At 42.3% G+C, this 20,425-nt stretch carries 19 protein-coding genes and 1 pseudogene; 8 read left to right on the top strand and 12 right to left on the bottom strand.

The annotated features are described in order from the left end of the window. The first annotated feature begins 58 nt into the window (after positions 1–58). Positions 59–655 carry a nucleotidyl cyclase domain-containing protein gene (locus LH47_RS01650; RefSeq protein WP_043964179.1) on the top strand — a complete coding sequence of 199 codons (597 nt, stop codon included), beginning with the start codon at positions 59–61 and terminating at the stop codon, positions 653–655. Between the two features lie 145 nt (positions 656–800). After that, a complete protein-coding gene (locus tag LH47_RS01645) occupies positions 801–1,196 on the top strand; it encodes a hypothetical protein (protein ID WP_084220348.1) in 396 nt (131 codons plus the stop codon). A 44-nt stretch (positions 1,197–1,240) separates the two neighbouring features. Here LH47_RS01645 and trpB read toward each other — a convergent pair whose 3' ends face one another. Both trpB and LH47_RS01635 read right to left on the bottom strand, forming a co-directional pair. Further along, positions 1,241–2,404, bottom strand: coding sequence for a tryptophan synthase subunit beta (gene trpB / locus LH47_RS01640; RefSeq protein WP_043964177.1), 1,164 nt, complete (start codon positions 2,402–2,404; stop codon positions 1,241–1,243). Between the two features lie 78 nt (positions 2,405–2,482). Continuing rightward, positions 2,483–3,409, bottom strand: coding sequence for an alpha/beta hydrolase (locus tag LH47_RS01635; protein WP_043964175.1), 927 nt, complete (start codon positions 3,407–3,409; stop codon positions 2,483–2,485). 138 nt (positions 3,410–3,547) lie between these two features. On the opposite strand from LH47_RS01635, the gene trhA reads away from it, so the two are divergent. Next, positions 3,548–4,183, top strand: coding sequence for a PAQR family membrane homeostasis protein TrhA (gene trhA, locus LH47_RS01630; protein ID WP_043964173.1), 636 nt, complete (start codon positions 3,548–3,550; stop codon positions 4,181–4,183). A gap of 34 nt (positions 4,184–4,217) precedes the next feature. Here the strand turns inward: trhA and LH47_RS01625 are convergent, their stop codons facing one another. The 3 genes from LH47_RS01625 to LH47_RS01615 are packed head-to-tail and all read right to left on the bottom strand — an operon-like array spanning position 4,218 to position 7,778. Further along, complete coding sequence (locus tag LH47_RS01625; RefSeq protein ID WP_043964171.1) at positions 4,218–5,888, bottom strand: acyl-CoA dehydrogenase family protein; 1,671 nt, start codon at positions 5,886–5,888, stop codon at positions 4,218–4,220. Further along, a complete protein-coding gene (locus LH47_RS01620; RefSeq protein WP_043964168.1) occupies positions 5,866–7,395 on the bottom strand; it encodes a class I adenylate-forming enzyme family protein in 1,530 nt (509 codons plus the stop codon). Before LH47_RS01620 ends, LH47_RS01625 begins: the two co-directional genes overlap by 23 nt. Further along, complete coding sequence (locus LH47_RS01615; protein WP_043964166.1) at positions 7,392–7,778, bottom strand: MerR family transcriptional regulator; 387 nt, start codon at positions 7,776–7,778, stop codon at positions 7,392–7,394. Before LH47_RS01615 ends, LH47_RS01620 begins: the two co-directional genes overlap by 4 nt. Before the next feature lie 215 nt (positions 7,779–7,993). On the opposite strand from LH47_RS01615, the gene LH47_RS01610 reads away from it, so the two are divergent. Continuing rightward, positions 7,994–8,398, top strand: coding sequence for a Uma2 family endonuclease (locus tag LH47_RS01610; RefSeq protein ID WP_052585001.1), 405 nt, complete (start codon positions 7,994–7,996; stop codon positions 8,396–8,398). A gap of 119 nt (positions 8,399–8,517) precedes the next feature. On the opposite strand, the gene LH47_RS01605 is transcribed toward LH47_RS01610, so the two are convergent. Both LH47_RS01605 and LH47_RS01600 read right to left on the bottom strand, forming a co-directional pair. Beyond that, complete coding sequence (locus LH47_RS01605; RefSeq protein ID WP_043964164.1) at positions 8,518–10,494, bottom strand: acetoacetate--CoA ligase; 1,977 nt, start codon at positions 10,492–10,494, stop codon at positions 8,518–8,520. 116 nt (positions 10,495–10,610) lie between these two features. Next, on the bottom strand, positions 10,611–12,533 hold the full coding sequence (locus LH47_RS01600; protein WP_043964162.1) for a FapA family protein: 1,923 nt from the start codon (positions 12,531–12,533) through the stop codon (positions 10,611–10,613). Positions 12,534–12,650: 117 nt separating this feature from the next. Here LH47_RS01600 and LH47_RS01595 point away from each other — a divergent pair, with 117 nt between their 5' ends. Continuing rightward, positions 12,651–13,124: a PCYCGC motif-containing (lipo)protein gene (locus tag LH47_RS01595; protein ID WP_043964160.1), complete on the top strand. Its 474-nt coding sequence runs from the start codon at positions 12,651–12,653 to the stop codon at positions 13,122–13,124. Between the two features lie 24 nt (positions 13,125–13,148). On the opposite strand, the gene LH47_RS01590 is transcribed toward LH47_RS01595, so the two are convergent. Further along, on the bottom strand, positions 13,149–14,378 hold the full coding sequence (locus LH47_RS01590; protein WP_043964158.1) for an ABC transporter permease: 1,230 nt from the start codon (positions 14,376–14,378) through the stop codon (positions 13,149–13,151). Continuing rightward, a complete protein-coding gene (locus LH47_RS01585) occupies positions 14,368–15,270 on the bottom strand; it encodes an ABC transporter ATP-binding protein (protein ID WP_043964157.1) in 903 nt (300 codons plus the stop codon). The genes LH47_RS01590 and LH47_RS01585 overlap by 11 nt, the downstream gene beginning before the upstream one ends. Before the next feature lie 152 nt (positions 15,271–15,422). Here LH47_RS01585 and LH47_RS01580 point away from each other — a divergent pair, with 152 nt between their 5' ends. The 3 genes from LH47_RS01580 to LH47_RS01565 all read left to right on the top strand — a co-directional run bounded on the left by LH47_RS01580 (position 15,423) and on the right by LH47_RS01565 (position 18,488). Then, positions 15,423–15,791 (top strand): DUF1640 domain-containing protein, encoded by a 369-nt coding sequence (locus tag LH47_RS01580; protein ID WP_043964155.1) that lies wholly within the window; start codon positions 15,423–15,425, stop codon positions 15,789–15,791. A 315-nt stretch (positions 15,792–16,106) separates the two neighbouring features. Further along, positions 16,107–17,225, top strand: a complete 1,119-nt coding sequence (proB, locus tag LH47_RS01570; protein WP_043964151.1) for a glutamate 5-kinase — start codon at positions 16,107–16,109, stop codon at positions 17,223–17,225. Between the two features lie 21 nt (positions 17,226–17,246). Continuing rightward, positions 17,247–18,488: a glutamate-5-semialdehyde dehydrogenase gene (locus LH47_RS01565; protein ID WP_043964149.1), complete on the top strand. Its 1,242-nt coding sequence runs from the start codon at positions 17,247–17,249 to the stop codon at positions 18,486–18,488. A gap of 24 nt (positions 18,489–18,512) precedes the next feature. Here LH47_RS01565 and LH47_RS01560 read toward each other — a convergent pair whose 3' ends face one another. From LH47_RS01560 to LH47_RS14975, 3 genes and pseudogenes are all read right to left on the bottom strand, one after another. Then, positions 18,513–18,992, bottom strand: coding sequence for a hypothetical protein (locus LH47_RS01560; protein ID WP_043964147.1), 480 nt, complete (start codon positions 18,990–18,992; stop codon positions 18,513–18,515). 12 nt (positions 18,993–19,004) lie between these two features. Next, a complete protein-coding gene (locus LH47_RS01555) occupies positions 19,005–19,838 on the bottom strand; it encodes a 5'-3' exonuclease (RefSeq protein ID WP_043964145.1) in 834 nt (277 codons plus the stop codon). A 442-nt stretch (positions 19,839–20,280) separates the two neighbouring features. After that, positions 20,281–20,425: pseudogene (locus tag LH47_RS14975) on the bottom strand (UPF0236 family protein); the annotation flags it as partial.

The raw sequence follows: 20,425 nt of genomic DNA, 5'->3' as shown, positions 1-20,425 counted from the left end.
TCCATTTGTCCAACCCAACAGCACGATTGTTTCATAATATGGAGAGAGGTGACAATATATGTTTAAGAAACATATAGGAAAAACAATTGGTCTATTCATTAGTCAACTTGTATTATTTTCGGAAGCGGTCGCTATGAGCGATACGATTGATGTAACACAATTACACGGAACGGAATTATATGTTGTCGTCGGTTTTTATGTGTTCCAAACCATTGTAGGTATTTATTTTGGTAATCGTTATGATAGAAAAACGTGCGTCAAAGATTTAATATATCAGTTAAAAAGCAAAGACTTTGCTACAAGTACATTTGAAAAAATCGCAGCGCTCGTTGATCGTGATCCGGATAGTCGTCTAACCATTTATTTACTCCGCACGAAACAAAATAGCCAACCACAACAAAAAGCAGCATTTGAACAACTTTTAGTCGAAGAAACACGAAAAAGCGACATCATCGCTAAATGGTCAAATGATGAATACTTGATTATTGCTGTCGAAAATGCTGTGAAACCGTCTACAATGATTGAACGAATCAGACGAAATAGCCCCGTATCTTTTCTTGTCGGTTATGCGACATATCCAGTCGAAGGAGAGCAATTACAACAGCTTTTACAAGTTGCAAAAGAGCGCATGTATGCTACACGTACGACAAAATAAGCGATTCAACACATATATAAAAAATAGTTTGTCCATCTCGACAAATTATGATAAGATGACGGCAAAGGCATTTCACCAATTTCCTCTTCATACTCCTCACTAGAAATGCCGTATACCTCTAGGATGAAAGGTAGGTGAATCAGGCGTGCAAGAACAACTTCTCCTTCAACTTGTTAACCTCGTTCAAAACTTAGCAGAAGACATGCAATGGATGAAACAAGAGATTCAGACAATGAAACAAGAGATTCAGACAATGAAACAAGAGATTGGTGAATTAAAAGCAATCGTTCATAGACATGAAGAAGATATTCGTTGGTTGAAAGAGCAAATGAAGGAAAATACAGCAATGATTAAAGCCATTCGAGACAACCAGCTAGAGCAACGTAGCATTCAAGATGCAATGCGGCATGAAATTGCTCACATCCGAGGAGAAATGGCTACAAAACAGGACATCGCTTACATTCACGAACGACTCGACTATCAGCTCGGTCGTATTGCACGGACAGAAGAAGAATTGCACATGTTAAAAAAGGCAAATTAACAAAAAAACGTCGTTCCGCATGATAGGAACGACGTTTTTTTTGTCTAACTTCTCAACATATGAAACACTTGCTCGACATCTTTATCACCACGCCCCGACAAGTTGACGATAATCATTTGATCAGAATTGAGCGTCGGAGCCAATTTCATCGCATATGCAACGGCATGAGCACTCTCTAAAGCCGGTATAATTCCTTCAGTTTTTGAAAGCGTTTGAAATGCTTCTAACACTTCCTCGTTCGTGACCGTATAATATTCCGCGCGACCTGATGTTTTTAAAAAACTATGTTCTGGCCCAATTCCCGGGTAATCAAGTCCCGCCGCAATAGAATATGTTGGTTGTGGATTTCCTTCTTCATCAAGCAAAACGAGACATTTAAAACCATGAATGACCGCCGGAACACCTTTTGTGAGTGTAGCGGCCCGCTGAGGTTCAACACCGATTAAGCGCACACTCGGTTCATCGATATAATGAGCAAAAGCACCAATCGCATTACTGCCACCACCCACACAAGCGATCACAGCATCAGGCAAACGTCCTTCTTTCTCGATAATTTGCCGCTTACTTTCTTCACTAATAATAGATTGGAAATGTTTCACGATCGTCGGATACGGATGTGGTCCAACCGCCGAACCGAGCAAATAAAATGTATGTTCATAGTTTTGGACATAGTCGTTTAACGCCTCATCAACTGCATCTTTCAATCTTCCTTGTCCCTTCGCTACAGAAACAACTTTCGCCCCTAATAGCTCCATCCGAAAAACGTTTAATGCTTGCCGTCTCGTATCTTCTTCCCCCATATAAATCACACAATCCATCCCAAACATGGCACAAGCTGTCGCCGTCGCCACACCGTGCTGTCCGGCTCCTGTTTCAGCAATAATACGCTTAGCACCCATTCGTCTCGCTAATAAAATTTGCCCGATGACGTTGTTAATTTTATGGGAACCGGTATGATTTAAATCTTCTCGTTTTAAGTAAATTTTCGCTCCACCAAGCTTTTCAGTTAACCTTGAAGCAAACGTGAGCGGATTTTCTCGGCCGACGTACTCTTTTAAATAAAATGTAAATTCCTCATGGAATGTAGGATCGTCTTTGTATCTTAAAAACTGTGCCTCTAAATAGTCTAACGCTTCCTGTAACGCCGGTGGCACAAAACTTCCACCAAATTCTCCAAAATACCCTCTTCTCTGCTCAACTACGCTCATCTTCTTTCCCCTCTCTATTTTCAAATTTACTACAAGCATACCTATCTTTTTATCAGAAGTCAATGAATATTCAGAATTTTATTCTTTCACTTTTTCCAAAAATGCTAACATACGCTGAATATATTCATCTTTATACATCGCAAAACTTTTTACATGTTTCGCTTTGTCGGTGAGCCAAAGTTCAAATACGTCTGGATGTTTGTTATACATTTTTACACTTTCTTCATATGGGATGGACAGGTCAGCTTTGCTATGAATGAATAAAATGGGACGCGGAGCAATCGTATCAGCTGCTTTGATCGGAACAGATTCCGCTGGATCTAAATCAGTAATCATCGGAATAAGGGTAATAATTAAGTACGTAAACGGAACATTCGGTAAGTTCGTCCATACGGGCATATATGTCCGCAAATATCCCTCTAAATCGCTAAACGCACTGTCAGCAATAACCGCGCGAACATCTTTATCCATACTTGCCGCTAAAATCGACGTGGCTGCCCCCATCGACACTCCGTAAAGCACAATTGGTTCGGGATAATGTTGTTTCGCATAATCGATGACACCGAGTAAATCGTATTTTTCTTTCGCACCAATCGTTGTCATCTCCCCTTCCGATTCACCGCTGGCACGAAAATCAAACATGATGACTCGATACCCTTGGTCTATTAGCGCTTTGGCAATTGGTAAAAACGGCACGTTTGGTTCGTAGCGGTTGCCACCATAACCGTGTGAAAAAATAACGGTCATTTTCGCTTGTTTTGTTGGTTCGATGACCCAACCTTTCAGCTTCAAACCGCCATCTTTGCTCGTAAATGTCACATCTTCATAAGCCATGCCGTAAACTTTCGGTGTCTCAACGACCGCTTTTCGCTCTTTATGCGTCAAATTCCAGCCGACGTAAATCGAAATAGCGACACATGCGATTACGGCAAGGAACAATACTCCGATGAGTGATGGTACAAGCCATTTTTTTGTATTTCGTTTCCTCTCCAACTGTATTTGCATTGTCCTTCACCTCCTTTTTTCCATTATATCGCGAGCAAAAACAATAATGAATAAAAATGTACAATGAATAAAAATGTACGATATGTATGTATATGTGGTAGAATAAACAAAATGTCTTTCACGAAAGGAATGAAACCATTGGCTTTTACACATACATTTACGAAAGAAGAAGAAATTGTTCATGCGATTACGCATGGAATTGGTGCAGTGTTTAGCATCGCAGCGCTTATTATTTTGACGGTCATGGCTGCGATGCACGGAAATGCTTGGCACATTGTCAGTTTTACGTTATTTGGGACCACGATGTTCGTTTTGTATTTATCATCCACAATCGTGCACGCCTTGCCAGAGGGGCGCTGGAAACGAATATTCGAAATTTTCGACCACTCGTCCATTTACTTTTTTATCGCAGGCACGTATACACCGTTTTTATTTTTAGCGGTGAAAGGAGCAATCGGTTGGACGCTGTTTGGCATCGTCTGGGGACTGGCGCTCATCGGAACAGTATTTAAATGCTTTTTCGTCAATCGCTTTTTATACACATCGACAATGATTTATGTTGTGATGGGGTGGTTAATTGTATTTGCATGGAAACCACTTGTTTCTGCTTTATCACAAGAAGGAGTCGTGTATTTAGTGAGCGGTGGCATTTTATACACGATCGGTGCGATTTTTTACGTATGGCGAGGGTTTAAATTTCATCATGCAGTTTGGCATGTGTTTGTGTTAGGTGGGTCTGTTACGCACTTTTTAGCGGTGTTTGTATTGCTATAAGGCAAGGAACCGACTTGGTTCCTTGCCTTTTTCTTTATACTTCGACTTCCCTCGTTTCATTCATCACTAAATCAAAATGACGAACGGATAGCATCTCTTCATCAAATAAATCGCATCCCCAAATATGTTGTAAAAAGAGACGGGCAATGATTTGTTTTCGTTCGCTTTCTTCTGCTTCTTTTAACGCGACGACGCTTACATACAAGTCGCAAAGTCGGTTGGCGATTTTTTTGGCGTGATACGTTTGCACGTCTTCCGACTGTCCGTGAAGTTTTTGGAGCGACTGCACCAATTCACGCAGCCCGCTTTCGATCGGTTTGGCAAATGGGCGTATTTCGCTAGGAAGTGCAGCTAGTTGTTCGCTTATTGTTTGAATAAATGTTTCATGAATGCGATATTTGCGAATAAGACGCAATACTTCGAGTCCTAAAATGTTTGCTGTTCCTTCCCACACCGTCAACACTTGGGCATCACGAAGCAAACGCGGCGTGACAAAATCTTCGATATAGCCGTTGCCACCGTGCATTTCAATCGCTTCATGTGCAAATGCAATCGCTTCTTCGGCTGTACGCATTTTTAAAAGCGCAATTAATAAGCGATTCCATGCTTTTTCTTGCTCAGACGCTTGATTCGGCGCGCGCATCACACGGTCAAAAAAGGAAATCAACTCAAAACAAGCGCTCGTTTGCACTTCTTGACGAGCCGTTAAGTTCGCAAGCGTTTCTTTCACCATCGGATAGGATGTAAGCGTATGCCCAAATGCTTGCCGATTTTCCGCATATTGCTTCGCTTCTTCTAGCGCTCGCTTCATGATGCCAATCGAGGCGACAGCATTGCAGACACGCGATAAGTTGAGCGCTTCCATCATATAATAAAACCCTTTTTTCGCATCACCAATTAAACAAGCTTTCGCCCCTTCAAATACGACTTCCGCTGACGGCACAGCGCGAACGCCAAGTTTATCTTTTAGGCGGCGAATGTGAATGGCGTTTAATGTGCCGTCATCGTTACGCCACGGCACTAAAAATAAACTAAGCCCTTTCGTCCCCGGCTCGCTTCCGTCGATGCGGGCAAGCACTAAGGCAACACCACACATGCCAGCGTTGCTCGCAAAATATTTTTCTCCATAAATTTCATAATGATCGCCGCATAAAACGGCCCGCACTTCATTGGCGCCAACGTCAGAACCGCCTTGCCGTTCCGTTAAAAACGTCGCCCCTTCATACAACTCGACTTCTCCTGTCGAAATGACGTGCGGCAAATATTTTGCTTTGATTCGTTCGTCCGCAAAATGCTCTAACACGTACGCCGTTGCCATCGTAAGCGTCACCGGGCAATAAAACCCCGGCTCGACTTGTGATAACAAATAGCCTTGGGCATACGAGTAAATGTAATTGCCAACACGGCCAAGCGCAGGAATCGGTTTATGGACATAGCCGACAATGCCTGTTTCATACATTTCTTTCACCGTTTGCTTATATCCTTCGTTCACCCATATTTCAGAAATATCGTTACCAAAACGGTCATATTTGATGAGCCGCGGCTGGCCTTCACGGTCTGTATGAACCGCGCGGCGGTCGATATCGGTCATGCAACGTTGCCAAAACTTCTCCAACTCTTCTTCCGCATACGCAAAAAATTCTTCGTCTAAATATTTTTTTAAATTGGCAAGTAAATTCGGGTCAACTTCTTTTAGCCGTTTCATGATCGATCCCCCTCAACACTTGTTTTAATATTTTTCCTGTCGCATTGCGCGGCAGTTCATGAATAGATTCGTAAATTTTTGGAATTTTATAGTCTGCGAGTTTATCTGAAAGAAAACGTTTACATTCTTCCGCAAGCTGCTCGATTGGCTCTTTTGTTACAACAAACGCTTTCACCGTTTCGCCCCATTCATGATGCGGCACACCAACAACCGCAACATCGACAATCGCCGGATGCAGCTTTAGTGCATCTTCCACTTCTTTCGGGTAAATGTTCACCCCGCCAGAAATAATCATATCTTTTTTTCGATCGACGATCCAAATGTACCCATCTTCGTCGCGTAGTGCTAAATCGCCTGTGTATAGCCAGCCGTTTTTCACCGTTTCCGCTGTTTTTTCTTCGTCTTTGTAATAGCCTTTCATAACGCCTTCTCCAGCTAAGACGACTTCACCAACCTCGCCAGCCGGAACTTCTTTGCCGTGTTCGTCGACAATTTTTACTTCGCAATGAAGAGCAGCATCTTTGCCCACACTCCCTGCCTTTGTCACGTGTTCTTCTGGGGATAAATACGTCCCGTTCGGACCGGCTTCCGTTAGTCCGTATAAACACATGAGTCGATTGGTGCGAAACTGTTTGGCGACAAATTGCACTTCATTTGCCGATAGCGGTGCGCCGCCATATGTCCAATATTGGACGGACGATAAATCGTATTCGTGAAGGCGTGGATGTTGCGCCGTGAGTAAATAAGCGACTGGTGCTCCGAAAAAGTGGGTAATTTGATGTTTCGGGATCAGTTGTAACAATGCTTCTGGGGAAAACGTTGGTGATAACACATGGGTGGCCCCGACGTACATACCGCCGACAAAAAATAAATGAAGCGGTGCAGAATGGCTAAGTGGCATCATATGCAATAAGCGGCTATGTTTATCCATTTTCGTTTCGAGCGCCATCATCGTTGCGACGGCTAAAATATTGCGGTACGTGAACAAGACACCTTTCGGGCGGCCTGTCGTTCCTGACGTGTATAAAATGGTCGCTTCGTCATCTTCGTTCAGCGGGCAAACAATGGGGGACGTATAGCCGTTTGCAATGAGTTGCGTGACCGAACACCAACCGTCTGTTGCCTCCCCTGTCTTCACCCAAATGACATCAACTGTATGAACAAGCGAGGCAAGTTCTTCATAAATCCAATCGTGCGCGATGACAGCTTTTGCTTCGCTATGTTCGATAATGTATTGCACTTCTTGGGCAGTTAGCCGCGCATTAACGGGCACGGTGATCGCGCCAAGGCGTAAGACAGCAAAATACGCATACACAAACTCTTTCGTATTCGGCATATACAGTACGACTTTATCTCCTTGTGTGATGCCGAGCGAAGCGAGCGAAGAGGCGAGCCGATTAACTGTATCGTCCACTTCTTGATAAGAAAGCGATACGTCGCCATCAATTAGTGCTGTTTTATTCGGAAATTTCCGCGCATTGCGTGCTAACAACTCAGAAATGTTCATTCGATTCCCTCCAGTTTTTGTAATCGTTCACGAAAATCCGCCAAAATCGACTCCATTTCTTGTTTTAACTGCATTAAATCCTCGATCCGCTCCGTCACCTCCTTTAACTTTTGCTCGCCATATGCGATTGTTTTTTCCAGCTGTTTTCGACCGGTGCGATCGTTATCAAACAGGCTAATCATTTCATGAATTTCTTCTAATGAAAAGCCGAACCGTTTCCCTCTTAAAATAAGCTTTAAGGCGGCTCGATCTTTTTTCGTATACAGCCGCTGGCCCGACTCAGTACGAATGGGTGAAATGAGCCCACGCTCTTCATAATAACGAATCGTTCGTGTGCTAACATCAAACTGCTCGGCAAGTTGAGAGATCGTATAATAGTTCATCCTATTCACCTTTATTTTTAAATTTTCTGAATTTTATTTTAGTTTACGTTTACGTAAAAGTCAACGAAAAATATTTATTCATATCAAAATTACATTTGCTATAATGGTAACAACCATATTCAGAAAGGTAGGAGGACGATATAGCCTTTCCGCAAGAGCGAAAACCGTTTACGTACACAGAGTATGTACAACTTAGCGATGGTGATCGTTATGAAATGATCGATGGAAAGCTTTACAACATGGCACCACCTCCTACTCCGAAACACCAACAAGTGGTCATGCTACTTAGTGCGGAGTTTGTCGCGCATTTACGTGGGAAAACATGTCGTGTATTCGTTTCTCCGATCGATGTTTGTTTTTCTAATGACGAATGGGTTCAACTTGACATTGTTATCGTCTGCGATTCGAACAAAATTAGCGATGACCGCATTATTGGGCCACCTGATATCATTGTCGAAGTGCTATCGCCGTCTACCGCAAAAAAAGATCGGTTAATTAAATATAGACGGTACGAACAGGCAGGGGTGCACGAATATTGGATTGTTGACCCCGTTCATGAGTATGTGGAAGTACATGTGCTAACAGACGGAGTATACCAACTTTTATGGTACGTATTTTAAAGGAGACGCGATTCCTGTTCAGCTATTTGAGCACTTTTCGATTCACGCAAACAATATTTTTCTCCCACAATGAAAAAAGAAGCATGCCTAAGGCTGTTGCCAAACGGCAACAGCCTTTCTCATACGTTCGAATGTTCCCATTGTTTTGCAAGTTCAATAAAGAAAGAAAGAGATTCGGGGTTTGCCATTGAGCCGACGTTCACCGCTTTTTCGAGCGGGAAGCCTAACAACAGTTTGCGAATAGGGATTTCCATTTTCTTTCCGTTTAACGTTTTTGGAATTTGGTCGACTTGATAAATCTCATCTGGAATAAAGCGCGGTGATACGTGCACTTTAATCGCTTCTTTCACTCGTTGTTTTAACGCATCGTCTAGCTCTGTCCCTGGTTGAAGGACGACAAACAGCGGCATAAACGATTTCCGTCCCATCACTTCTAAGTCAATGACTAAGCTGTCGAGAATGCCATCGACCGTTTCAACAGCGCGATAAATTTCGCTCGTGCCCATGCGCACGCCCGCACGGTTAATTGTCGAATCGGAACGACCGTAAATGATACAGCTCCCTTCGTCGTCAATTTTAATCCAATCTCCATGTTTCCATACGCTTGGATACGTATCAAAATAGCTTTCGAGATAGCGGCGGTCGTTTTCGTCGTTCCAGAAAAAAAGCGGCATTGACGGCATCGGTTCCGTGATGACTAGTTCTCCGACTTCGTTGATCAGCGAATGGCCATGTTCATCAAACGCTTGTACGTTAGCCCCAAGCGAACGGCATTGCAGCATGCCGGCACGAACCGGCAGCATCGGCGACCCACCGACAAACGCCGTGCATACATCCGTTCCCCCACTGCATGAAACGAGCCAAACGTCTTTCACATGTTCATACACCCAAAGAAACCCTTCGGTCGTCAGCGGCGATCCTGTAGACAGAACCGCTTGCAAATGAGAGAAATCATAGGTATCTTTCGGCCGGATGCCTTGTTTCATGCAGACGTTAATAAACGCTGCGCTTGTGCCAAAATGTGTGATTTTTGTTTTTTCGGCAAGTTCCCATAACACGTTCGCATCTGGAAACGTCGGACTTCCGTCGTAAAGTACGACTGTTGCCCCGACTAACAGCCCGCCAACTAAAAAGTTCCACATCATCCAACCAGTCGTCGTAAACCAAAAAAACGTGCTATCGTGTGCAATGTTGTATTCAATCGATAAAATTTTCAAATGTTCTAATAAAATGCCGCCATGTCCTTGTACAATCGGCTTTGGCAATCCCGTTGTGCCAGAAGAATATAAAATCCAAAGCGGATGAGCAAACGGTACTTGTTCATATATAAGTTCGCCTTCTTCTTTCAACACGTCCGTCCATAACAAAACAGACTCGTCCCACGCTTTTACATCGTCGCGCAAATACGGAACGACAATCGTCTTTTTTAACGATGGTAGCTTTTCTTGTAATTCCTTAACAGTAGGCACTTTGTCGAACGTTTTTCCGTTATATTGACAACCGTCGACCGCAAATAAAATCGTCGGCTCAATTTGTTGGAAGCGGTCGATGACGCTATTGGCGCCAAAATCTGGAGAGCAACTTGACCATATCGCGCCAATGCTCGCGCACGCCAAAAACGCAACGACTGTTTCGGGAATGTTTGGCATATAAGCAACGACGCGATCACCTTGTTTCACGCCAAGTTTTTTCAGTGCCGAAGCAACCGCCGCCGTTTGTTGTTTTAACTCTTCCCATGTCACCTCAAGCAGTGAAACGCGTTCAGAACGAAATAAAAGTGCTGGCTTTTCCTGCATGTTGCGAAAAATATGTTCCGCATAGTTTAACCGCGCCCCTGAAAACCAGTTTGCTCTCGGCATTTTTCGCTCTTCTAACACACACGTATATGGAGCGGACGACTGAACGGCACAATATTCCCACACCGTTTCCCAAAATTGCTCAAGTTTCTCGACCGACCATTTCCACAGCTCCGCGTGCGACTCAAACGTCAGCCCTTTATTCGCTTCTAGCCAATTCATATACTTTTTTACGCTTGATTGTTCGATTTGTTCTTTCGTTGGTGTCCATAAAATACCCCCATCCGTAACCGCTTTCATTTTCCAACCTCCTTTTTTTAAAAAAAGAAAGAAAATTAAGAACATTTTTATTATACTATATGTATAGATGAAAAATATATAAAAAGACGCATGGCCTTTATTGCCACTGCGCCTTTTTATCCAAATACAATTTCTTGACGTTCATCGTCCCATTTCATTTCAACATATTTTTTTCCCTCATAAAATGTATACGTCCTTCTACCGAATTGCACAACAGTTCCTTCCCACGCGTGTTCAATATAAATGATCTCCCCTTTCGGCACAGCCAATACGGTCTTAATGCCGAGTGAAGATCCGACTTCTTTCACTTTCATTCCTTTTTGGGCATACGCTTCTCCACCGCGCAATACCCCATGAACCGTCAATGTTCCACCGGCATAAATATTGCAATTGTAACACCCTTTTCCTGTCACAATTACATCACCACTTCCATGAATGACGCTATTTAAAGCATAAGAAAGCTCAATTGCATCATTCTCTTCACGGTCATATTGTCCGATAAACGTATTGAGCTCACGCAGTAAATTTGCCATCCCTTCTAAACAATGAAAATGATTCGGACGATCCGCAAGCAAACAGCCGTCCAACTGCGAACCGATGTCAAACCATTGTTCGCCGATTTGGTCTCGTTTTTGCTCACACATTGTTTTATACTGTTTCATCGCCTCCATCATTGTTTGAAATTTACTTTCGATCAACTTTTTCGTAATTGGATAAATATCTTGTTCACGAATTTTAGACATGACCATGAGTTGTTGAATGGCAACAATCATTCGCTCAAGTGAGTGGCGGATTTGTTGTAATAAACCAACAAGCTGTGTAACAAGCATTTTATTTTCCCCTGATGTTACTGTACCACCAATGACGTTTTGTTGAATAAAAATCGATTGTTGCGCACGAATTTTTGCTCGATTGACATTTTGTAAAATCATAATGCTACCAAGCGCCTCAACAACCATTTCTTCTTGAACGTTTCCTGTAATTTCAACATCACCTTTAAAATGAATGTTTCCTACTGATAAATCCACATCTCCTTGATGAACGAGCTTTGGAATAATGGAAACAACAACTGTCCTTCCTTTTTTTGCTATTTGCGGTCGTCCCCCCTGTATAGCTAAAATTTTATTTTCTTCCATTGTTACCCCTTTACCAAGTTTAATCGTCACCGGATGCACTTCTTTCACAGGAATGACTTCGTTTGTCACCGTTAACCCTGGTTTCCCTTGTTGCGGGGGGTGAACAACAGCAATTAAATCTCCTTCACCGACAGTCGCAATTGTTTCTATTTCCCTGTAATCAACCGTCCCGTCTTCACGAACTTTTGGCTTTTTTCTCTCCTCCCCTGCTTTTACTTCCACCCAGCCGTCTTTTCCTTCGATTGGTTCAATTCCTTTTGCGATCACAGCCGTTATTTTTTTCTCTGCCTGCAACGCCTCTCGAATCGCTTCTTCATTCACTCCATACACAATCCCTAATTCTTGGAGTTTCGCCACCACTTGCTCATATGACACATCACAGATGAGTTCTGTCTCCACTCTCGCTTGGATATGTAATTTGCTAGCTGGTTGCTGATCTTCAAGTACATATCGGCGCCGTACACCTGGTGCAAACGTCAGCGTTGCCTCTAGCTTTTTAGCATCTATGTCAATCTTCCAAACAGATCGGGCGATGCTTTCTTCTTTTGGATAAATGCGAACGTCGTCTCCTTCTTGTAGCGTTATACTTCCTTCGATGGCTTTCCCATTATGTAAACAGATGACTCCTTCACCAACGACAATGGTTGGACCGACATGCACACATTCATAATGTAAAACACCGTCTTTCACCCACGCTTTACCTTCTACTTTTTGGACAACCGATTCGGTTTGTTGTTTTTTTGTCAATCGGACAATAGCAGGTTGTGAAACGATGCCAAACAACTTTTTGCGTTCTTGTTGAACGACTTCGATGACGACATCTTCGCGTGTCACTTGAAGCTGTTTTAGCCCTTCTTCAATCGCTTCTTCTACCGTTTGTCCTTTTACTTCGATGCCATCCATTTTTCCCCCGCCTTTTTCCTTATCATTTGCTATTATTTTTATTATAATAGTAAAAAGATAAAAGAAATAGTGAAAAAAGTCGGACAACACCATGATTTTTGAAAAGGATGGTTCCATATGAAAAAACAATTTATGTTTATTAGTTCAATACTTTCCTTCGGTTTATTGTTAAGTGGTTGTGCACAAAAAGAAAATGATCACGCAACTGAACATCAGACGGGAGATATTCGAGAAGAGACTGCCTCGATTCACGAACTTCCATCGTTTTTAGCATCCTACAATGAGTCGATGATCCATTTATACGAACAAGTAGCAACACATCAACCATTGTTAGAAAGCATCCCTTGTTATTGCGGGTGTGGCGAATCGGCAGGCCATGAAAATAATTATGATTGTTTCGTATATGAAAACAAGGGAAGCGGTGCAATCGTCTGGGATGATCATGCGACAAAATGTGGCGTTTGTTTAGAAATCGCATCCATTTCAATCGAGCAATATGAAAAAGGAATGTCTGTGAAAGACATTCGCCGCCTTATTGATGAAACATATAAAGAAGGCTATGCGAAACCAACGCCGACAAAGCCGATGTAAAAAACCGAGCAAGCAGCTCGGTTTTCATCTTTTTGTTAATTGCCATGCTCGTTTCAGGTCTTTCCAGGAAGACGCTTGATTGTACATAAGCACGCCACCACGATATATTTTTGAACCAAACACGAATAAAAAAGCAATAGTTGCAACGAGCAAAGCGAGACTAAGGGTAATTTCCCAAATTGGAACATTTAACATTCCGATTCTTAAAAACATAATCATCGGAGTAAAAAACGGAACAAACGACATTACGGTAATAAACGGAGATTCTGGTACATTCAGACCAAACATCGCCATAATAAACGCGGCAACAACAAGCATCGTTACAGGACCAGCCATTTGTTGCACTTCTTCTACTCGGCTAACAATTGAGCCAAGCACAGCAAATAACATCGCATATAACAAATAACCGAGCAAGAAAAAGACAATTCCGTATGCGATTAAGGAAATTGGTAATTCTTCCATTCCGAGTAACTGACTTAACATAGCACTATTTTGGAGTGATGTATAACCGACAGCGAAAATCACAACAAACTGCGTCAAACTCAACAAAGCAACCCCTAAAATTTTCCCGAATAATTGCTGAATTGGTGAAGTGCTTGAAATTAAAATTTCCATAATGCGGGATGATTTTTCTGTTGCCACTTCCATCATAATCATACTTCCGTACATTAACACGAACATATACATCGCAAACAGTAAAACATACACGATCGCTCTAGCTTGTTCTAATTGTTCTTCTGTTTTTGCGTGTTTTTCAAGCGCTACTTTTTCTATCGCAATCGGTGCATATAATGCATTGATTTGGTCATATGTTAATCCGATTTGTTTCGCCATCATCGCAATTTTTACTTGTTGTAGTGCTTGCTCAATTTCATGAGTGACATCGCTATCTGCAATATTTTTCGCATAATATGCTACTTTCGGTTGTCCATTTTTCACATGAAGTACAATATACGCATACCACTTTTCTGTTTGAACATATTTTTTCGCTTGTTCTTCGTTTTCATCATGGCGAACAAGTTTTATTTCTTTATTTGACTGCATTTGTGCTTGCAATGCTTCATACCATCCGTTCGTTTGATCGATCACACCAATTGTTTTTTGATCATTATCGCTGAACGCTTCAATGATGCGATCTAACTGACCAATACCAAATATAATGAGAGCAGTAATCATTGTTGAAATAAAAAAAGACTTTGATTTTAATTTCGTCATATACGTATGAGCAAAAACAATCCAAAATTTATTGTTCATACGCTGCACCTACTTTCTCAATAAAAATGTCATTCAGCGACGGTTCTTCTAATGAAAACTTACGAATGAATCCTTTCGCATAAATGTGTTCAAGAATGTGCTGTGATACGTGTTCATCAGCTATTTGCAAACGAACCCCTTCAACCGTTTTCTCCATTTTCAATACGCCTGGAACTTCTGTTAACGTTTCAAACGGTAACTCTCCATGAATGATCACATTTTTTTTGCCGAAAGATCTCTTTAGCTCTTTCATTGATCCGTGAACAATCGGTTTTCCTTTATGCATAATACATATATGTTCACATAGTTGCTCGACATGTTCCATCCGATGGCTTGAAAAGACGATTGTTGTTCCTTGTTGCTGTAAGTCAATCACTGCTTCTTTTAACATTTCTACATTTACTGGATCTAGTCCGCTAAACGGCTCGTCTAAAATAAGCAATGACGGGCGATGTAGCACTGCAGCGATAAATTGAATTTTTTGTTGATTACCTTTTGATAATTGCTCTACTTTTTGATGTTCGTATTGTGGGATTTTAAAACGCTCGAGCCAATGGCGCATTTCCTTTACAATTTCTTCTTTACGTAACCCTCGCAATCTTCCTAAATAAATGAGCTGTTCTTTTACTTTTAACTTTGGATACAGCCCTCTTTCTTCTGGTAAATACCCAATAAGGTGACTATGCTTATACGTGATGCGCTCGCCGTTCCATGTAATCTCCCCTTTTGTCGGCTCAAGCAGCCCTAAAATCATTCGGAACGTTGTCGTTTTCCCCGCTCCATTTGCTCCAAGAAATCCAAACATACGCTGTTCTGGAATACATAATGTTACGTCATCTACTGCTACAAACGAACCAAACTGTTTTGTTACATGTTGTAAAACTAAACCCATGTTTCTCACTCCTCCCTTTATTCCATTATAACGTATAAATCCAGGTAAAAGTTTCATTTATTTACTTTTTATGATCAAAAAATGACAAGAAACATATTTCTTTCTTGTCCGTCATTCATTTATAATAAAAAGCAAAGGGGAGGCGAATCGAAGTGGAGAAAGAAATAATTGTAAAAGAAATTGTGAAAGCGCTCGAACTATTTTCAGACAAAATTCGTGCTGAAATGCAGGAGATGGGCAACCAACTTCGTGCTGAAATGCAAGAAATGGGCAATCAGCTACGGACTGAAATGCAAGAAATGGGACAACAACTCCGAAATGAGATTCGTGCGGTGGAAAGCAAATTAGAAACAAAAATCGATGAATTGAAGCAAGAGACGAACGAACAATTTAAACAACTAAACGAAAAAATCGATCACTTACGAGACGAGCTATCGGATACACAAGAAACCGTTGATCTGCTTTCTTCCAAAACACCCCAACATGAGCGGAAACTTCGTCTTTTATCCAAACAGTCGTAAAATCCGTTGACATCTTCGCTTTTTTGTTTCATAATTCTAAAAAATATAAAAAATATAATAAGTGAAAAAGGCACGGGACGAGTAAACCGATGGAATGTGCAAGAGAGTGGAACTCATAGGCTGGAAGGTTCCTCACAGGAAATTGGTTGAACCTACCCTATATGGCCGCTTATGCAAACATAAGTCGTTTCCCTACGTTACGGGGCAAGAGGTGGGCGCTTTGCGCCAAAAAAGGTGGTACCGCGGAAACAACGCTTTTCCGTCCTTTTCTATAAGGGCGGAGAAGCGTTTTTATTTTAAGAAAGGAGTGAAATCGTGAAAAAAAAGCGAATTGTCGTTAAAATCGGGAGTAGCTCATTAACAGAAAAAAACGGGATACTCTCGGAACAAAAACTACGTGGACATGTTGAAGCGCTTGCGTATACGAAACAACTCGGACATGATATCATTCTCATTTCCTCTGGCGCAGTCGCTGCCGGGTTTGGGTTGCTTGGGTATCGTTCACGACCAAAAACAATCGCTGGAAAACAAGCGGCCGCCGCAGTCGGTCAAGGGGTGCTGATGCAAAGCTACATTTCAGCCTTTCGTTCATTTGGAATCGTCACTGGACAATTGTTGTTAACGCGCGACGATTTTTACGACCGCGAGCGATTTCGTAACTTATTTGCGACGATTTCTACATTGTTAGAACGGGGCGTGCTTCCGATTATTAACGAAAACGATTCCGTTTCCGTTGAAGAGTTGACGTTTGGAGATAACGATTTATTGTCGGCGCTCGTCAGTGGATTTTTACATGCAGATGCCCTCATCATTTTAACAGACATTAACGGGCTATACGACCAAAATCCGAAACGTCCTGAAGCGAAAAAGTATCATTTCTTATCAGAAATTACCGACGAACTGATGGAACAAGCAGGTGGAAGTGGATCAAAAGTTGGAACGGGAGGAATGAAATCAAAGCTGTTGGCAGCACAAAAAGCTCTTTCTTTCGGTGTTAGTGTTTTTATCGGCACAGGGACTGGCAAAGAAAAATTGCAACATATTTTAGAAGGGAAAGGCGATGGAACGTATATCGGCTCTCCTTTTCAAGAACAGATGGGAATGCGCAAGCAATGGATCGCGTACCATTCCGAAGTCACAGGAGCGATTGAAATTGATGAAGGGGCAGAAACAGCCATTTTGCATAAAGGAAAAAGTTTATTGCCAGTCGGTGTAACTAACGTATTCGGCTCATTTCAAGCGCTTGATGTCGTCAATGTCGTCAATCAAAAAGGCGATGTGATCGCTAGAGGACAAGTATATTATTCGGCGGGTGATTTAGCGAAAGTAAAAGGGCTTGCAAGCGAGGAAGCGAAACGATATTCTTTCCACCATCGCCCAGAAGTTATTCATCGCGACAACTTAGTATGTTTCAAAAGGACATCTGTCTGCTAAAAACGAAAGGAGCGAAAACGAATGAGTGAATTAATCGTCAAAGCGAAAAAATTAAAGCAAGCGGCTAGTCAATTAGCAATGTTATCAACAGAAGAAAAAAACAACGCGCTGGCGATGATTGCAGAAACGTTAATTGCACAAACAGAGTACATTTTACAAGAAAACGAAAAAGACATGGCGATCGGAAAAGAAAACGCTCTCTCTCCTTCATTGCTTGATCGGCTGCAGCTTACGGAAGAACGCATTCAACAAATCTCTGATGGTGTCCGCCAAGTCGCTGATTTGCCAGATCCGATTGGGGAAACAATTGAACAATGGACGCGACCAAATGGGCTAACCTTAAAACAAATTCGTGTACCGCTCGGCGTCGTTGGGATGGTGTACGAAGCGCGACCAAACGTCACCGTCGATGCGGCTAGCCTTTGTTTAAAAACAGGAAACGCCGTCTTGTTGCGTGGCAGTTCTTCTGCCATTCACTCAAATAAAGCACTTATTTCCGTTATGCAACAAGCATTAAAACAGTCGAAAGTTCCTACAGACGCCATTCAACTGTTAGAAGATACAAGCCGTGAAACCGCTCAACAAATGTTTCGTCTAAAAGAATATGTAGATGTCCTCATTCCGCGCGGCGGTGCAGGACTTATTCAGTCGGTCGTCGAAAACGCCACAATTCCTGTGTTAGAAACAGGTGTCGGCAATTGCCATATTTTTATCGACGACTCCGCGCAAAAAGAAATGGCGCTCGATATCGTCATCAATGCGAAACTACAACGTCCATCTGTCTGCAATGCGGTCGAAACGGTGATTGTTCATAAACAATGGCCGTATATAAAAGAGTTGCTTGAAACATTGCATGAAAAAGGGGTCGAATTGCGTGTTGACAAACTACTTGCGGATACATATCCGTTCGTCTGTGAGGCAAAAGAAGAAGATTGGGCAACCGAATTTCTAGCACCCATTTTGGCGGTGAAGCTCGTCGAAACGGTAGATGAAGCGATTGAACATATTGAACGGTACGGCACGAAACATTCTGAAGCAATTATTTCCGAATGCAACGAACATGTAGAGCAGTTTTTTGCTCGCGTCGACGCCGCTGTATTGTACCATAACGCCTCCACTCGGTTTACCGACGGCGAACAGTTCGGATACGGCGCTGAAATCGGCATTAGCACGCAAAAACTGCACGCTCGTGGCCCAATGGGCTTACGCGCCATCACGACAACGAAAACACTCGTGTATGGAAACGGGCAAGTGCGAAAATAACAACCAGCCTCCGCAGGGGGCTGGTTAAAACATATTCAATAACTTTTTCCATTCTTCATAGTACACTTCTTTCTGAACCTTGTACCACGTATGAATTTTGTTGTATTCACTATTATACTCGTTACCTTCTAGAATGTACACATAGTCACGTTTTTCGAAAATGATAATATGCCATCCTTGTTCAAGGTCAAAAAAAGGTCGAGCAATTGTGCCAATCGGAATATCATGTTCATCCCACATCCCCAAAAATTTCTCTGCAAAATCCCACCATGGAAATGAAGTGAGAATTTCATTTTGCTTCGCACTATAGAAAAAAAGATGTTTTCCCCATGTCTTGTTACTTTTAACTGTCACTATGATTTCAAAGTCATCAATGATCGGAAACGACTTCAAATCTAGTGTTTTTAGAGAATTTTCACATACATTTAGCACCTTTTTGTTGTTTAACGTCCGACTTTTCCTTCTGCAATGGAACGTCCCGCTTTTTGTTCCTTCTACTAACATGATTTACTCCCCTTACCGAATCGCTTCTAATACTTCCCTAAACCGCCTCTGCTCCCCATCCCATTTCGCTTTTTCCAACTCTAATTGAATCGGAATATCGCAATGGATGGCCGCTAGTTTTCGCGACAAATGAAGCAAGTCGAGATGTTCTGTTATTTTTTTCTGCTGTGCGTTTGTTACGTTCGCTAAGTTCTCTAAAATTCCTTCAATCGAACCGTATTGTTGAATGAGTTTAACCGCTTGCTTCTCCCCGATGCCGCGCACGCCTGGGTAATTGTCGCTTGGATCACCCATAAGCGCTTTCACATCGATAAGCTGATGAGGTTGAATCCCTTTTTCTTCAATAAAACGGTCGAGCGTATACGCTTCGTATTTGCCGATTCCTTTTGCCAACAAATAAACAGTGACATGTTCCGAAAGAAGTTGAAATAAATCACGATCCCCGGTCACAATCGAAATGCGCATCTCCTCACGATATTGCTTCACAAGCGAGCCGATGCAATCGTCCGCTTCGGCACCGAGCACGCCGATATTCGGAATGCCTAGCATCGCAACCGCTTCTTTCGCTAAATCAAATTGCGGAACTAATTCACACGGCGGCTCCCCACGATTCGCTTTATAGTCTGGAAACCATTCGGTGCGAAACGTCGTACTTCCCATATCCCAACAACAAACGACGTGCGTCGGTTGAAGGGCATTTGTCGCCGCTTCGATATGCTTTACTACCCCATATACCGCATTCGTCGGCACCCCACGGCTATTCACCATCCATCTCGGCGCTGTCGCATAAAACGATCGAAACAATAACGCCATTCCATCAATCAACAACAAATGTTCTCGTTCCATCGCGCGTTATCCTTTCTATGTATCGATGAAACAAGTATAACAAAAAACCACTCCATATGGGATGGTGGAATCGCTCGAAAAATATTTTGTGCAACGTATCATTCATTGCAAACGTCTTTTTAAAAAACCAACCAACTTCATAATCGACCATACAATAACAAATACGACAACGTAAATAATAAAAAAAATAACAATACCTTTTAAAAAAAGAAGTAAAATGCCTTTCCAACCTTCTTTAGACCAACTAATATACAAAAGACATACAAGAAATGCAAAGAAAGCAATGTAACTGAGTCAGTCAAGACTTTGTGGAGAACATTTTTTCGGTTCACTACGGGTGTTGTCAATCACTAGTTAGCGAACCATTTTCAGGAATTGATATCGTAAGCGCTTTTGGACTCTCATCCCTCATCTTGAAGTGATGATATTGTATTCCATTTTTTTACACCCAACCAAAATCCCGAAGCGCCGACAACGCTTGATGGATCGGCGTCCCGGATGACCGCTGCAGACACGGTAGATTCTGACGCACCACATCTGCCCACAACCGTCCTGCCTTCCGTTTGGCCTGTTCAACCCGCTTGGAC

The organism is Anoxybacillus thermarum, from assembly GCF_000836725.1.
Classification (GTDB): Bacteria; Bacillota; Bacilli; order Bacillales; family Anoxybacillaceae; genus Anoxybacillus; species Anoxybacillus thermarum.
Note: the sequence above shows the minus strand (reverse complement) of the source record. Positions and strands in the feature narration are given on the sequence as shown.